This is a genomic window from Pseudomonas sp. TH49, from assembly GCF_016650625.1.
GTDB lineage: Bacteria > Pseudomonadota > Gammaproteobacteria > Pseudomonadales > Pseudomonadaceae > Aquipseudomonas > Aquipseudomonas fluorescens_H.
The window spans coordinates 39,382-52,618 of record NZ_JAEKFL010000001.1 but is presented as its reverse complement, the minus strand read 5'-3'; the positions used below and the strand labels follow the sequence as shown (position 1 = coordinate 52,618).

Genomic DNA, 13,237 nt, shown 5'->3' with positions numbered 1-13,237 from the left:
AAAGTCTGGGGCACATCATAAGGGCGCGTTGTTGAAATGGGTAGTTGATAAAGGATCGGTGGTGCCCGACCAAAGCCGACTGTGCGACCCGCGTCGGGGCTGTATACTGCGCGCCTATTTGAGGAGGGCTCCATGGTCGAACAAGTTGAACTCAATCGCCTCTTCTGGCACAGCCGCCGTGGCATGCTGGAACTTGACGTGCTGCTGGTGCCGTTCGTGAAAGAGGTCTATCCGCACCTCAACCAGGTCGATCGCGACTTGTATGTCCGTCTGCTGACCTGTGAGGATCAGGATATGTTCGGCTGGTTCATGGAGCGCAGCGAGTCCGAAGACCCTGAGCTGCAGCGCATGGTGAGGATGATCCTGGACCGTGTTCAGCCCAAGTAACACGTTCGAATGCCGCTGGCATGCCTCACGGCAGTTGCTGGCGGCGTATCTGTTGGCCCAGGCGTTCGCTTTGGGTGCGTTGTTTCTCCTGTCGATTCCACTCTGGGCCAGTCTGCTCGGGGCTTTCGCCTGTCTGCTGCACGCCGCGTGGGTGTTGCCACGGCAGATTCTGCTGAAGCATCCGCAGGCTTTTTGCGGATTGCGCCGCGACGCCGATGGCTGGCAGCTGTGGAATCAGGCGGGTGGCTGGCAGGCTGTGCAGTTGCGCCCCGACAGCCTGGCGTTGCCACTGATTGTGTTGCTGCGTTTTCGTTTGCGCGGGGAGCGGCGGGTGCGCTCGATCTGCGTGCCGCGAGACTCGCAGGCAGCCGATGTGCATCGACGCCTGCGGGTGCGGCTCAAGTTCAGCCGGCGTAGGTGGGCGGCACCAGAATAGTGTCGAGCGCCTCGGGCAGCAGGTTCGGGTAGTCGAGGGTGTAATGCAGTCCACGACTTTCCTTGCGTTCCATGGCCGAGCAGATCATCAGTTCGGCAACTTGCGCCAGATTACGCAGCTCGATCAGGTCGCGGCTGACTTTATAGTTGCTGTAGAACTCGTCGATCTCGTCCAGCAACAGACGCACGCGGTGCTGCGCCCGTTGCAGGCGCTTGTTGGTGCGCACAATGCCTACGTAGTCCCACATGAACCGACGCAGCTCATCCCAGTTGTGGGCGATGATCACGTCTTCGTCGGAATCGGTCACCTGGCTGGCGTCCCATTCGGGCAGGGCGTTTGGCGCGGCGACGTCATCCAGTTGCGCAAGAATGTCCGCTGCCGCCGAGCGGGCATAGACGAAACATTCGAGCAGCGAGTTGCTGGCCATGCGGTTGGCACCATGCAGACCGGTGAAGCTGGTTTCGCCGATCGCGTACAGCCCCGGCACGTCGGTACGACCGTGCTGGTCGACCATCACCCCACCACAGGTGTAGTGCGCTGCCGGTACGACCGGGATCGGTTGCTTGGTGATGTCGATGCCGAAACCCAGGCAACGTTCGTAGACGGTTGGGAAGTGGCTTTTGATGAAAGCTTCAGGCTTGTGGCTGATATCGAGGTAGACGCAGTCGACGCCCAGGCGCTTCATTTCATGGTCGATGGCCCGGGCGACGATGTCGCGTGGCGCCAGTTCGGCACGTTTATCGAAACGCGGCATGAAACGTTCGCCGTTGGGCAGCTTCAGGTGCGCGCCTTCGCCACGTAGTGCTTCTGTGATCAGGAAACTCTTGGCCTGCGGGTGATACAGGCAAGTAGGGTGGAACTGATTGAATTCCAGGTTCGCTACCCGGCAACCCGAGCGCCAGGCCATGGCGATGCCATCACCGCAGGCGCCGTCGGGGTTGCTGGTATAGAGGTAGACCTTGGCTGCGCCGCCGGATGCGAGGATCACGAAGCGCGCGCCGTAGGTGTCGACCTCGCCGGTCGCGCGATTCAGCACATAGGCGCCGAGGCAACGCTCGCCGTCCATGCCCAGACGGCGTTCGGTGATCAGATCAACGGCAACCCGTTGTTCAAGCAACTCGATATTGGCGCGCTCTCTGGCCTGGGCGAGGAGGGTGGTGAAAATCGCTGCACCGGTCGCATCGGCTGCGTGGATGATGCGCCGATGGCTGTGACCGCCTTCACGGGTCAGGTGGAATTCGAAACCGCCGTCTTCGGTGCCGGACTGTTCGTCGCGGGTGAAGGGCACGCCCTGGTCGATCAGCCACTGGATGGCTTCGCGGCTGTGCTCGACGGTGAAGCGCACTGCGTCTTCATGGCACAGACCGCCGCCGGCGTTAAGGGTGTCGTCGACGTGGGATTCGACAGTATCGGTATCATCCAGCACGGCAGCGACACCGCCCTGGGCCCAATAGGTCGAGCCGTTGGCCAGATCGCCTTTGCTCAATACGGCAATGCGCAAGTGACCCGGCAGGGTCAGCGCGAGACTCAAACCGGCAGCGCCGCTGCCAATGACCAGAACATCGTGTTGAAACTGTTGGCTCATTTCAGGATTCCGCTCAAAGCGACCCGGATCGGGGGTGGCGCCAGACAGCTGGATCGGCGAGTCAAGACAGCCACACAGCCCACTAGTATATAGAGGGGGGGAGCGGCACAATAGCCGGGCTCGTATGGCATTGTGAAACTACTGTGACGACAAAAGCTTGACGCTTCGTCGGACGTTTTTTTCCGTCGTTTTGGGAAAAGGCGACTGTATCGAGGATGAAACAGGCTTTTTCCGCGCACGGTCGCTCAATGTCGCTTAAGCGCGGCTATAAATAATTGGAACTTTTGCCAGAGGCCCAAGATCAATAGTCCGTTGCCTGAAGCACGGGACAGTGTCGGCTTCAATGCAAAACCTGCGAATTGGGTTTTGCCGGCGAACCGATGACAAGATTATTCGCGCAGCCGGTTTATCCCGCGCTGCGTTTTTCGTGCGTGCCAAATCAGAGCCCGCAGGAAACTTGCCTGGAGGGGGAGAACTTTTGCGAAAAGCCCGAGTCTATGTTTGCAAGTCTGGTCGTTTAGTTATGCAAGCCTCCTCCATGCTTATCGAGGAGTGTTCATGCTAACCCAGGAAGAGGATCAGCAGCTGGTCGAGCGCGTTCAGCGTGGCGACAAGCGAGCTTTCGATCTGCTGGTGCTGAAGTATCAGCACAAAATTCTCGGGTTGATCGTGCGTTTCGTGCACGACACCCATGAAGCCCAGGATGTGGCTCAGGAAGCCTTTATCAAGGCCTACAGAGCGCTAGGAAACTTTCGCGGAGACAGCGCGTTCTATACGTGGCTTTACCGCATTGCCATCAACACGGCAAAAAACTATCTGGTTTCACGCGGCCGCCGGCCGCCGGATAGCGATGTAAGTTCTGAAGATGCGGAGTTCTACGACGGCGATCACGGCCTCAAGGATCTCGAATCACCGGAACGCGCATTGCTGCGGGATGAGATCGAAGGCACCGTCCATCGAACCATTCAGCAACTGCCAGAGGATTTACGTACGGCTTTAACTTTACGTGAATTCGATGGTCTGAGTTACGAGGACATTGCGAGCGTCATGCAGTGTCCGGTGGGTACCGTGCGCTCCCGGATTTTCCGCGCCCGGGAGGCCATCGATAAAGCCCTGCAGCCGTTGTTGCAGGAAAACTGAGACAGCGGCGACAGCCAAGAGAGGAACGCCATGAGTCGTGAAGCCCTGCAGGAATCGCTGTCCGCAGTGATGGATAACGAAGCGGACGAACTGGAATTGCGTCGAGTGATCAATGCACTGGACGATGTTGAAACCCGTGAGACCTGGGCTCGTTATCAGATCGCTCGGGCAGCGATGCACAAGGATCTGCTACTTCCGCGTCTGGACATTGCTGCGGCAGTTTCTGCTGCGCTGGAAGACGAAACGGCTCCAGCCAAAGTATCCCGTGGCCCATGGCGCAATCTTGGCCGTCTGGCCGTTGCAGCGTCGGTGACTGTTGCGGTGCTGGCCGGTGTGCGCCTGTACAATCAGGACGAAATCGCTGGCGTCGAGCTGGCCCAGCAGTCCAATCAGCCTTCGCTGGTTGCGCCTCAGGTCAAAGGCCCGGCTGTTCTGGCAGGCTACAAGGAAAGCTCGGAAACCACAGGCCCGATGGCCAACGGCGTACTGCAAGGTCAGCCAGGCTGGCACGATCAGCGTCTGCCAGGCTATCTGCGTCAGCATGCCCAGCAGGCTGCACTGAAAGGTACTGAAAGCGCACTGCCTTATGCGCGTGCAGCAAGCATGGAAAACCGTTAAGGAGGATCATGCGCGCCATACCTCTACTTTCGCTTCTGCTTGGTGGCTGGTTCGTTGTTCCAGCCCATGCCGACGAGGCTCAGGACTGGTTGACCCGCCTGGGCCAGGCCGAGCAGCAGCAAAGCTTCCACGGCACTTTCGTATACGAGCGTAACGGTAGTTTTTCTACCCACAACATCTGGCATCGTGTCCAGAATGGCCAGGTCCGCGAGCGTTTGCTTCAGCTCGATGGCTCGGCTCAGGAAGTCGTGCGCGTTGATGGACATACTCAATGCGTCAGCGGCACCCTGATTGCGGGGTTGGGAGACTCACCCAACTCGACCGCTCGTTCGCTTGATCCCCAAAAGCTGAAAAACTGGTATGACCTTGCTGTCATCGGCAAGTCGCGCGTGGCCGGGCGTGATGCGGTAATCGTTTCGCTGACGCCTCGTGACCAGCATCGCTACGGCTTCGAACTGCATCTGGATAAACAGACTGGTTTGCCACTCAAGTCGTTGCTGCTCAATGACAAGGGGCAGTTACTCGAGCGCTTCCAGTTCACCAGCCTTGATACCGCTGATGCCCCTTCTGACAAAGATCTGCAACCTGGCACCGATTGCAAGGCAATCACCCTCGACAGTGACAAGGCCTCCGCCGTTAAGACGGCCCAGGTCTGGCATTCGGACTGGCTGCCTCCGGGGTTTGTGCTGACCAGCAGTACCTCGCACAAAGACCCGGAAACCAAGACTCAGGTCAGCAGCCTGATGTATGACGACGGGCTGGCGCGGTTTTCGGTGTTTCTCGAGCCGTTGAACGGCGCGACAGTCACCGATACCCGCACACAGCTCGGGCCGACCGTCGCTGTTTCCCGCCGCCTGACCACGCCTGAAGGCGAAATGATGGTGACGGTGGTCGGTGAAATACCCATTGGCACGGCCGAACGGATTGCCCTGTCGATGCGCAACGATGGCGCTGCAACCAGCAAGCAGTGAGCTGATTTCAGTCATTTCCACCTCTTCGTCGAGACGTAGATGAAATGTTTGCTCAGCATTTTCATTTGCAAATCACCCGAAAGTTTTTTATAGGTCAGAGCCTCACGGCTCTGGCCTTGTCTGTTGTTCCCGGAACAAAAATGCCGGCCCGCGGTTCCCGGTGTTCCTTGCTCCATATCGCTTAACCCTGCTCGTCGTAACGGGAGCTGTATGTCGATACTTAGCTTGAAGTCTTATCTCTCCATTTTCGCCACCGTGCTGGTGCTCGGTCAGGCTGTTCCCGCTGCCCAGGCGGCCGACTTGCCGGACTTCACCCAACTGGTTGAACAGGCCTCGCCTGCGGTGGTGAACATCAGTACCACGCAGAAGCTGCCGGATCGCAAAGTGAACCAGCAGATGCCTGACCTGGAAGGCTTGCCGCCTATGTTGCGCGAGTTCTTCGAGCGCGGCATGCCGCCTCAGCAGCGTTCGCCGCGCGGTGATCGCCAGCGTGAAGCGCAATCGCTGGGTTCGGGCTTCATCATTTCCTCGGATGGCTACATCCTGACCAACAACCATGTGATTGCCGATGCCGACGAAATCCTCGTGCGTCTGGCTGATCGCAGTGAAATGAAAGCCAAGCTGATCGGCACCGACCCGCGTTCAGACGTAGCCCTGCTGAAAATCGATGGCAAGGATCTGCCGGTGCTCAAGCTCGGCAAGTCCCAGGACCTGAAGGCTGGTCAGTGGGTCGTAGCGATCGGTTCGCCGTTTGGCTTTGACCATACCGTGACTCAGGGCATCGTCAGTGCCGTCGGCCGTAGCCTGCCGAACGAAAACTACGTGCCGTTCATCCAGACCGACGTGCCGATCAACCCGGGTAACTCCGGTGGTCCGCTGTTCAATCTGAACGGTGAAGTGGTCGGGATCAACTCGCAGATCTACACCCGTTCGGGTGGTTTCATGGGTGTGTCGTTCGCCATCCCGATTGACGTAGCCATGGACGTTTCCAATCAGCTGAAAAGCGGTGGCAAGGTCAGTCGCGGTTGGCTGGGTGTGGTCATCCAGGAAGTAAACAAGGATCTGGCCGAGTCGTTCGGTCTAGATAAGCCGGCTGGTGCGCTGGTTGCGCAGATTCAGGATGACGGTCCGGCAGCCAAGGGCGGCCTGCAAGTGGGCGACGTGATCCTGAGCATGAACGGTCAGCCGATCGTCATGTCCGCCGACCTGCCACACCTGGTCGGTGCGCTGAAGGCTGGCGCCAAGGCCAACCTCGAAGTGATTCGTGACGGCAAGCGCAAGAATGTCGAGCTGACAGTCGGCGCAATTCCGGACGAAGACAAAGAGCTGGCATCGCTACCGAAATCCGGCGCGGAAAGCAGCAGCAACCGCCTCGGTGTGTCGGTGGTCGAATTGACCGATGAGCAGAAGAAAGCCTACGACCTCAAAGGCGGCGTGGTCATCAAGGACGTCCAGGATGGTCCTGCAGCCCTGATCGGTCTGCAGCCGGGTGACGTGATCACTCACCTGAACAACCAGGCCATTGGCTCCACCAAGGAGTTCGGCGAGATTGCCAAGGCGCTGCCGAAGAATCGTTCGGTGTCGATGCGTGTTCTGCGTCAAGGCCGGGCCAGCTTCATCACCTTCAAACTGGCTGAATAATCCGGTTGCGGTGAAATAAAAAACCGCCTCGAAAGAGGCGGTTTTTTTATGCCTGAAACAATGTTTCGAGGACGAAAACTCAGCCCATCATGTCCTTGATCATGCGCTCCTGCTCCATCAGCTCACGCTGGCGTGCATCGATCCGCGAGGACAGCGGGAAGTTGCTGCCAGCCTTGCGTTTGGCAAAGTCGAGCTGCTGGATCGCCTGACGATAATCACCCACCAGCGCAAAGTATTCGGCGCGAGCCTGATGCAAGCCGATGATGTTCCCTGACAGGCCACGGGTTTCGGCAACCTGATACCACACGTCCGGATCGTTCGGGCGGGATTTGAGCAGGCCTTCAAGGGCTTTCTCCGCGTCGGCGGTGCGATTCTGTTTCAGCAGCAGATCGACGCGAACCTGATTCAGCGGGTAGTTGCCCGGATATTGCGTGAGCATCCGGTCAACCCGCGTTTGCGCATCCGGCAGGCGGTTGTTGGTGATGTCCAGGTCGATCTGCGCGAGGTTGTAGATGATCTCGTTCGGCGACTTGGCCAGCAACTGCTTGAGGTTCTCCCGCGCTTCATTGAGCTGAGCGCCTTTGATCTGGGCGATCGCCAGGCCATAGCGCGCCACGTCGTTCTTCGGGTTCTCGTCCAATTGGGCGCGGAAGCGCTTGGCGCCCAGGCCCGGAGTTTCTTCATAGATCAGTTGGACGCGGGCACGAATCAACTGATAGCGCATGCTGTCTTCAATACCGCCCTGTGGTGCCTGCTCGGCGCGGTTGCGAGTGTCGGCGATACGCGATTCGGTGACCGGGTGAGTCAGCAGAAATTCCGGCGGCTTGGCGTCGAAGCGATACTGGCGCATCAGGCGCTCGAACATGGTCGGCATCGAACGCGGGTCGTAGCCGGCCTTTTCCAGATTGAGAATGCCGATGCGGTCGGCTTCCTGTTCGTTCTGGCGCGAGAAGGTGCGTTGCGATTGAATCGCCGCGGCCTGAGTGCCGGCGATGGTCGCGATCCCGGCATCACCGCCCCCGGCGGCGGCAATCACGATCCCGGCGAGCAGCGCCGCCATCATCGGCACCTGCATCCGCTGCGAAGCCTCGACGCCGCGCGCGAAGTGGCGTTGCGACAAGTGAGCCAGTTCGTGGGCCAGTACCGAAGCGTATTCGCCTTCAGTCTGCGCGTTGAGGAACAGCCCGCCGTTGACCCCGACCACGCCACCCGGCGCCGCGAAGGCGTTGAGTTGCGGGCTGTTGATCAGGATGAACTCCAGACGGCGGTCAGTCACTTGGCTGGTTTCCACCAGCTTATAGACGCTGGACTCGACGTAGTCCTTGAGCTGCGGATCGTTGAGCTGTGCAACCTGGCTGCGCAACATGGCCAGCCAGGCGCGGCCGAGCTGGTATTCCTGTTGCGGTGAGACAATGGCAGAACTGGCGTCGCCAAGTGACGGCAGATCGTCGGCAAAGCCCGGTGAGGCGAGCAGGCAAGCGAGCGTCAGCAGGGTAGGGCGCAGAAATGTCATGCACAAAGCCTTAGAAGACAAAGACCTTACTGTAGCCGGACACCGGGCTTGCGACCAGATATTCTAGGCAGCTCAATTACCCGAACCGGAGTGACGCGATGACCGACCCTGTAGCCCATGACTGTGAACTGGACGCCAGTGGTCTGAATTGCCCGTTGCCGTTGCTCAAGGCCAAAATGGAACTCAACAAGCTGCCCAGTGGCGCCGTGCTCAAGGTGATCGCCACGGATGCCGGCTCGCAGCGCGACTTCCGCACCTTTGCCCGTCTGGCCGGTCATACGCTGCTGCGCGAAGAAGACGAAGCAGGCGTCTACCGTTACTGGTTGAAGAAAGCCTGAAACCGACAGCGTAAAAGACCTAAGGATTATTGATGTTCAAAGTGTTACGCGACTGGATTCAGCGCTACTTTTCCGATGAAGAAGCGGTGGTGCTGGCGGTGCTGCTGTTTCTCGCCTTTACCGCGGTGCTTACCCTCGGAGGTATGCTCGCGCCGGTATTGGCCGGGATGGTGCTGGCGTATCTGATGCAGGGGCTGGTGCTCGCTCTTGAGCGCATGCGCTTGCCTGGTGCAGCGGCGGTGGGGCTGGTGTTCGCGCTGTTCATGGGCGTGTTGCTGGTGTTCATCGTGGTGGTCTTGCCGTTGCTGTGGCATCAGTTGATCACGCTGTTCAACGAACTGCCGGGCATGCTCGCCAAGTGGCAGTCACTGCTGTTGCTGCTGCCGGAGCGCTATCCGCATCTGGTCTCCGACGAGCAGGTACTGCAGGCCATCGAAGCGGCGCGCGGCGAGATCGGCAAGTTCGGCCAATGGGCGCTGACCTTCTCGCTGTCGAGTCTGCCGTTGCTGGTCAACATCATGATCTATCTGGTACTGGTACCGATCCTGGTGTTCTTCTTCCTCAAGGATCGGGCCATGATCGGCGAGTGGGTGCGCGGCTATCTGCCCCGAGAGCGGGCGCTGATCACCCGCGTGGCGCAGGAAATGAATCGGCAGATCGCCAACTATATTCGCGGCAAGGTCATCGAGATCGTGATCTGTGGCGGTGTGACCTACATCGCGTTCGTCGCCCTTGGCCTCAACTATGCGGCGCTGCTGGCGTTGCTGGTCGGGGTGTCAGTGGTGGTGCCGTACGTCGGCGCGGTGGTGGTGACCGTGCCGGTGCTGCTGATTGCCTTGTTCCAGTGGGGCTGGAGCGATCAGTTCATCTATTTGATGGCGGTCTACGGGATCATTCAGACCCTGGATGGCAACGTGCTGGTGCCGTTGCTGTTTTCCGAGGCGGTCAACCTGCACCCGGTAGCGATTATCTGCGCGGTGCTGTTATTTGGCGGGCTATGGGGATTCTGGGGAGTGTTCTTCGCGATTCCGCTGGCGACGCTGTTCAAGGCAGTGCTGGATGCCTGGCCGCGCAAGGAGCCGGTTGTAGCTCCGTTACTTTAAAGCCGGATTATTCGTTGAGGCTTATGGCCCCTTCGCGAGCAAGCCCGCTCCCACATTTGACCGAGGTCTATGTGGGAGCGGGCTTGCTCGCGAAGGCGTCAGTGAAAACGACGCAGAAATATCAGGCTTTATTCAGGGCCTGAGCCGCAGCCAGCACCGCATCAACATGCCCCGGCACTTTCACGCCGCGCCATTCCTGACGCAGCACACCGTTCTTGTCGATCAGGAAAGTGCTGCGATCAACGCCCAGGTATTCCTTGCCGTACAGCTTCTTCAGCTTGATCACGTCGAACAGTTGGCAGACGGCTTCATCCTTGTCGCTGATCAGCTCGAACGGGAATTCCTGCTTGCACTTGAAGTTCTCGTGGGATTTCAGGCTGTCGCGGGAAATACCGAAGATTTCCGTGTTGGCAGCCTGGAACGCCGCGTACTGGTCACGAAAACACTGGCCTTCGGTGGTGCAGCCCGGGGTGCTGTCCTTCGGGTAGAAGTAGATCACCACTTGCTTGCCCTTCAGGGCGGACAGGCTGACGGTCTGCCCGCTGGTGGCAGGTGCTTCGAAATCCGCAACCGGTTGGTCGATGACAACGGCCATGAAAGCTTCCTTACATTGGGTTTTGTGGGCGCCAGGGTTCGATAAGCGCGTCCAGGTTCATTGCGTCGGCGAAGTCCAGGAACTGGTCGCGCAGCCAGCTGATCTGGGTGCCGGCCGGCAGCGTCACAGTGAATGTGGCATTGAGCATGGTGCCGCCGGTCTGCGGCGCCTGATAGGTATCGCAGGTGAGGTTTTCCAGCTCGACGTTGTGATCCATGAAGAACTGGCACAGCTCGTTGATGATGTCCGGGCGATACGCCGAGCTGACATAGGCCACGTACGGCAGGGCCTGTGGGCGATTTTCCAGCGCGGCACTGCGCACCACGTTGACGGTAAAGGCGTGACGCTTGGCCAGGCCCGACAGGCTGCCTTCGAGACGGGCCAGGGCGTCCCAGCTGCCGGAGATTTCCAGCACCAGGGCGCTGCATTCGCCATGGCGAGTCAGACGGGAGGTGACGACGGCGCAGCGATTTTCATGGCTGGCGCGGCACAGGACGTTAGTCAGCTCCATGGGGTTGGCGCCAAGGGCACTGATGACAAGGAATTGTTCGCGAACTGTGGGGGTGGACATGCAGCATTCCTAAAGCGATGAGCGGTCGGTAGGTCGATGGGCGTTGGCCGTCGGGATGCGTCTGCGCGTGCCGATTCAGAAAGCCCCGGGCCATGGCTCGCAATTCGCTCCAATATAGGCAGAGCGTGCAGCAGCGACACTGGAACGGGGCCTGGGTGGCCGACAGGGGAGACTGGAGCCCGACGTACAAGCTGATCTGTACCGATCAAAGTCTGAAGGGTAGCGAAAACCGACGCCAAGGGGAATGGCGGCGCAGTACTTCGCTTGTGCAAGCATCTTGGCGCCAGTACCATTACCGCTCTCTTTTTCCGGCAGGAGCGTTTTCATGATTCGGGGCAGTATGGTGGCACTGGTCACACCCATGGATGCACAAGGGCGTCTTGACTGGGACAGCCTCCGAAAACTCGTGGACTTCCACCTTGAAAACGGCACCCATGCCATTGTCGCGGTCGGTACCACCGGCGAGTCGGCAACCCTTGATGTAGAAGAACACATCGCCGTCATCAAAGCCGTGGTCAAACAGGTTGCCGGCCGTATCCCGGTGATCGCCGGTACCGGCGCCAATTCGACCCGCGAAGCCGTCGAACTGACCCGCAACGCCAAGGAAGCCGGCGCCGATGCCTGCCTGCTGGTGGTTCCGTACTACAACAAGCCGACCCAGGAAGGCCTGTACCAGCACTTCAAGCACATTGCCGAAGCGGTCGACATTCCCCAGATTCTCTACAACGTTCCCGGCCGCACCTCCTGCGACATGCAGGCCGAGACCGTGATTCGCCTGTCCACCGTGCCGAACATCATCGGCATCAAGGAAGCCACCGGCGACCTGAAACGCGCCAAAGCCATCATCGACGGCGTGAGCAAGGACTTCATCGTGCTGTCCGGCGATGATCCGACTGCGGTCGAGCTGATCCTGCTGGGCGGCAAAGGCAATATCTCCGTGACCGCCAACGTCGCCCCGCGCGAAATGGCTGATCTGTGTGAGGCTGCGCTGAATGGCGACGCCGACACCGCACGGGCAATCAACGAAAAACTGATGCCGCTGCACAAGGACCTGTTCATCGAAGCCAACCCGATTCCGGTGAAGTGGGCTTTGGTTGAAATGGGCCTGATGCACGAAGGCATCCGCTTGCCGCTGACCTGGCTGAGCGCTCCTTGTCATGAAACGCTTCGCACGGCCCTGCGCCAGTGCAGCGTCCTGGTTTAATTGAGGAAGTACAACGCATGAAGCGAATGGCCGGACTTTCCGCACTTGCCTTGATTATCTCCAGCACCAGTGGCTGCGGATGGGTCTGGGGCCCGGAAGGTTATTTCCGTGACCGTGGTAGCGATTACCTGGAAGCGCAACAGACTCCACCGATGCAACTACCACCGAATGTCAGCACCTCCAAGCGTCTGGATCCGCTGTTGCCGATCCCGCGCAACGTGGCTGATGACACCGCCAAGGGCGAGTACGTGGTGCCGCGTCCACAACCGCTGTCGGCGATTGCCGACGCGACCGACTACTCGTTGCAGAAGAGCGGCGACTCGCGTTGGGTCATGGCCCAGCATCAGCCGGCCGAAGTCTGGCCAGTGGCGGTGCAGTTCTTCCAGGACAACGGTTTCCGTCTGGATGAACAGCGCCCGCAAACCGGCGAGTTCACGACTAAATGGCAGCATTCCGACGAACTGTCCGCCGCCATGGCCAAGCGCCTGAGCGCAGCCGGTGTCGGTGCCGACAGCGAAACCCGCGTGCGGGTGCGTATCGAGCCAGGCGTGCAGCGCAACACCAGTGAAATCTACGTGGTCAGCGCCGAGCGTCCTGCCGGCAGCACCGCCGATGTCGATTTCACCAACCGTTCGGTCAACACTGGCCTGGACGCTGCGCTGGTCGACGACATGCTCGCGAGCATGAGCCGGATCTCCGAGAAGGGCGGTTCGGTGTCGATGCTGGCTTCGCGTGACTTCGATACCCCAAGCCGTGTCAGCCTCAGCGAAGACGGCAGCGGCAACCCGGTACTGAACGTCGGTCCGGACCTGGATCGTGCCTGGTCGAGCGTCGGTCGTGCGCTGGAGCAAGGTCAGTGGCGCGTTGAAGACATCAACCGCAGCCTGGGCCTGTACTACATCAACCTGGCCGAAAAAGCCGAGAAGAAAGACGACAAGCCTGGTTTCTTCAGCAGTCTGTTCGGCAGTGCGCCGACCAAGGAAGAAGTTGAAGCCCGCGCCGAGCGTTATCAGGTTCGCCTGAGCAAGGTCGGTGAAAACGTTCAGGTAACCGTCGAGAAGAACATCAACACCGTTGCGCCTGCCGATGTGGCACGCAAAGTGTTGAGCGTGATTCAGGACAACCTGGGCTGATC

General features: G+C 59.5%; 14 protein-coding genes. 10 read left to right on the top strand and 4 right to left on the bottom strand.

Translation table 11 applies throughout. The features are described 5' to 3' along the window. Positions 1 to 132 precede the first annotated feature (132 nt). Entirely contained in the window at positions 133 to 387 is a 255-nt protein-coding gene (locus tag JFU48_RS00310) for an FAD assembly factor SdhE (protein ID WP_003222550.1), read from the top strand. Next, the gene (locus JFU48_RS00305; RefSeq protein WP_201135571.1) at positions 371 to 823 is read left to right on the top strand and encodes a protein YgfX; all 453 of its coding nucleotides are present in this window, start codon (positions 371 to 373) and stop codon (positions 821 to 823) included. Before JFU48_RS00310 ends, JFU48_RS00305 begins: the two co-directional genes overlap by 17 nt. Here the strand turns inward: JFU48_RS00305 and nadB are convergent. After that, the gene (gene nadB / locus JFU48_RS00300; RefSeq protein WP_003222555.1) at positions 792 to 2,408 is read right to left on the bottom strand and encodes an L-aspartate oxidase; all 1,617 of its coding nucleotides are present in this window, start codon (positions 2,406 to 2,408) and stop codon (positions 792 to 794) included. The genes JFU48_RS00305 and nadB overlap by 32 nt on opposite strands. Before the next feature lie 558 nt (positions 2,409 to 2,966). On the opposite strand from nadB, the gene rpoE reads away from it, so the two are divergent. The 4 genes from rpoE (at position 2,967) to JFU48_RS00280 (ending at position 6,778) form a co-directional block, all read left to right on the top strand. After that, positions 2,967 to 3,548 carry an RNA polymerase sigma factor RpoE gene (gene rpoE, locus JFU48_RS00295; protein ID WP_003172477.1) on the top strand — a complete coding sequence of 194 codons (582 nt, stop codon included), beginning with the start codon at positions 2,967 to 2,969 and terminating at the stop codon, positions 3,546 to 3,548. 30 nt (positions 3,549 to 3,578) lie between these two features. Beyond that, entirely contained in the window at positions 3,579 to 4,166 is a 588-nt protein-coding gene (locus tag JFU48_RS00290; protein WP_003222558.1) for a sigma-E factor negative regulatory protein, read from the top strand. An 8-nt stretch (positions 4,167 to 4,174) separates the two neighbouring features. Then, the gene (locus tag JFU48_RS00285; protein ID WP_103485631.1) at positions 4,175 to 5,137 is read left to right on the top strand and encodes a MucB/RseB C-terminal domain-containing protein; all 963 of its coding nucleotides are present in this window, start codon (positions 4,175 to 4,177) and stop codon (positions 5,135 to 5,137) included. Positions 5,138 to 5,347: 210 nt separating this feature from the next. Continuing rightward, entirely contained in the window at positions 5,348 to 6,778 is a 1,431-nt protein-coding gene (locus tag JFU48_RS00280; protein ID WP_003222562.1) for a DegQ family serine endoprotease, read from the top strand. Between the two features lie 79 nt (positions 6,779 to 6,857). Here JFU48_RS00280 and JFU48_RS00275 read toward each other — a convergent pair whose 3' ends face one another. Next, positions 6,858 to 8,291, bottom strand: coding sequence for a M48 family metalloprotease (locus JFU48_RS00275; RefSeq protein ID WP_003222564.1), 1,434 nt, complete (start codon positions 8,289 to 8,291; stop codon positions 6,858 to 6,860). Positions 8,292 to 8,389: 98 nt separating this feature from the next. Between JFU48_RS00275 and JFU48_RS00270 the strand changes: the two genes are divergently transcribed. Continuing rightward, positions 8,390 to 8,629, top strand: a complete 240-nt coding sequence (locus tag JFU48_RS00270; RefSeq protein WP_003222566.1) for a sulfurtransferase TusA family protein — start codon at positions 8,390 to 8,392, stop codon at positions 8,627 to 8,629. Between the two features lie 32 nt (positions 8,630 to 8,661). Continuing rightward, positions 8,662 to 9,732: an AI-2E family transporter gene (locus JFU48_RS00265; protein ID WP_003222568.1), complete on the top strand. Its 1,071-nt coding sequence runs from the start codon at positions 8,662 to 8,664 to the stop codon at positions 9,730 to 9,732. 121 nt (positions 9,733 to 9,853) lie between these two features. Here JFU48_RS00265 and JFU48_RS00260 read toward each other — a convergent pair whose 3' ends face one another. Together JFU48_RS00260 and JFU48_RS00255 are read right to left on the bottom strand one after the other, a co-directional pair. Then, complete coding sequence (locus tag JFU48_RS00260; protein ID WP_201135570.1) at positions 9,854 to 10,327, bottom strand: peroxiredoxin; 474 nt, start codon at positions 10,325 to 10,327, stop codon at positions 9,854 to 9,856. Positions 10,328 to 10,337: 10 nt separating this feature from the next. Continuing rightward, positions 10,338 to 10,898, bottom strand: a complete 561-nt coding sequence (locus tag JFU48_RS00255; RefSeq protein WP_003222572.1) for a glycine cleavage system protein R — start codon at positions 10,896 to 10,898, stop codon at positions 10,338 to 10,340. A 325-nt stretch (positions 10,899 to 11,223) separates the two neighbouring features. Here JFU48_RS00255 and dapA point away from each other — a divergent pair, with 325 nt between their 5' ends. After that, complete coding sequence (gene dapA / locus JFU48_RS00250) at positions 11,224 to 12,102, top strand: 4-hydroxy-tetrahydrodipicolinate synthase (protein ID WP_103485629.1); 879 nt, start codon at positions 11,224 to 11,226, stop codon at positions 12,100 to 12,102. Between the two features lie 17 nt (positions 12,103 to 12,119). Then, positions 12,120 to 13,235: an outer membrane protein assembly factor BamC gene (bamC, locus tag JFU48_RS00245; protein ID WP_003222574.1), complete on the top strand. Its 1,116-nt coding sequence runs from the start codon at positions 12,120 to 12,122 to the stop codon at positions 13,233 to 13,235. Positions 13,236 to 13,237 lie beyond the last annotated feature (2 nt).

Excerpts from the sequence above, each read along its gene's own strand:
- JFU48_RS00260 (WP_201135570.1), bottom strand. The coding sequence starts at position 10,327 with ATGGCCGTTGTCATCGACCAACCGGTTGCGGATTTCGAAGCACCTGCC.
- JFU48_RS00310 (WP_003222550.1), top strand. The coding sequence starts at position 133 with ATGGTCGAACAAGTTGAACTCAATCGCCTCTTCTGGCACAGCCGCCGT.
- nadB (WP_003222555.1), bottom strand. The coding sequence starts at position 2,408 with ATGAGCCAACAGTTTCAACACGATGTTCTGGTCATTGGCAGCGGCGCT.
- JFU48_RS00275 (WP_003222564.1), bottom strand. The coding sequence starts at position 8,291 with ATGACATTTCTGCGCCCTACCCTGCTGACGCTCGCTTGCCTGCTCGCC.
- JFU48_RS00265 (WP_003222568.1), top strand. The coding sequence starts at position 8,662 with ATGTTCAAAGTGTTACGCGACTGGATTCAGCGCTACTTTTCCGATGAA.
- JFU48_RS00290 (WP_003222558.1), top strand. The coding sequence starts at position 3,579 with ATGAGTCGTGAAGCCCTGCAGGAATCGCTGTCCGCAGTGATGGATAAC.
- JFU48_RS00255 (WP_003222572.1), bottom strand. The coding sequence starts at position 10,898 with ATGTCCACCCCCACAGTTCGCGAACAATTCCTTGTCATCAGTGCCCTT.
- rpoE (WP_003172477.1), top strand. The coding sequence starts at position 2,967 with ATGCTAACCCAGGAAGAGGATCAGCAGCTGGTCGAGCGCGTTCAGCGT.
- bamC (WP_003222574.1), top strand. The coding sequence starts at position 12,120 with ATGAAGCGAATGGCCGGACTTTCCGCACTTGCCTTGATTATCTCCAGC.
- JFU48_RS00270 (WP_003222566.1), top strand. The coding sequence starts at position 8,390 with ATGACCGACCCTGTAGCCCATGACTGTGAACTGGACGCCAGTGGTCTG.
- dapA (WP_103485629.1), top strand. The coding sequence starts at position 11,224 with ATGATTCGGGGCAGTATGGTGGCACTGGTCACACCCATGGATGCACAA.
- JFU48_RS00285 (WP_103485631.1), top strand. The coding sequence starts at position 4,175 with ATGCGCGCCATACCTCTACTTTCGCTTCTGCTTGGTGGCTGGTTCGTT.
- JFU48_RS00280 (WP_003222562.1), top strand. The coding sequence starts at position 5,348 with ATGTCGATACTTAGCTTGAAGTCTTATCTCTCCATTTTCGCCACCGTG.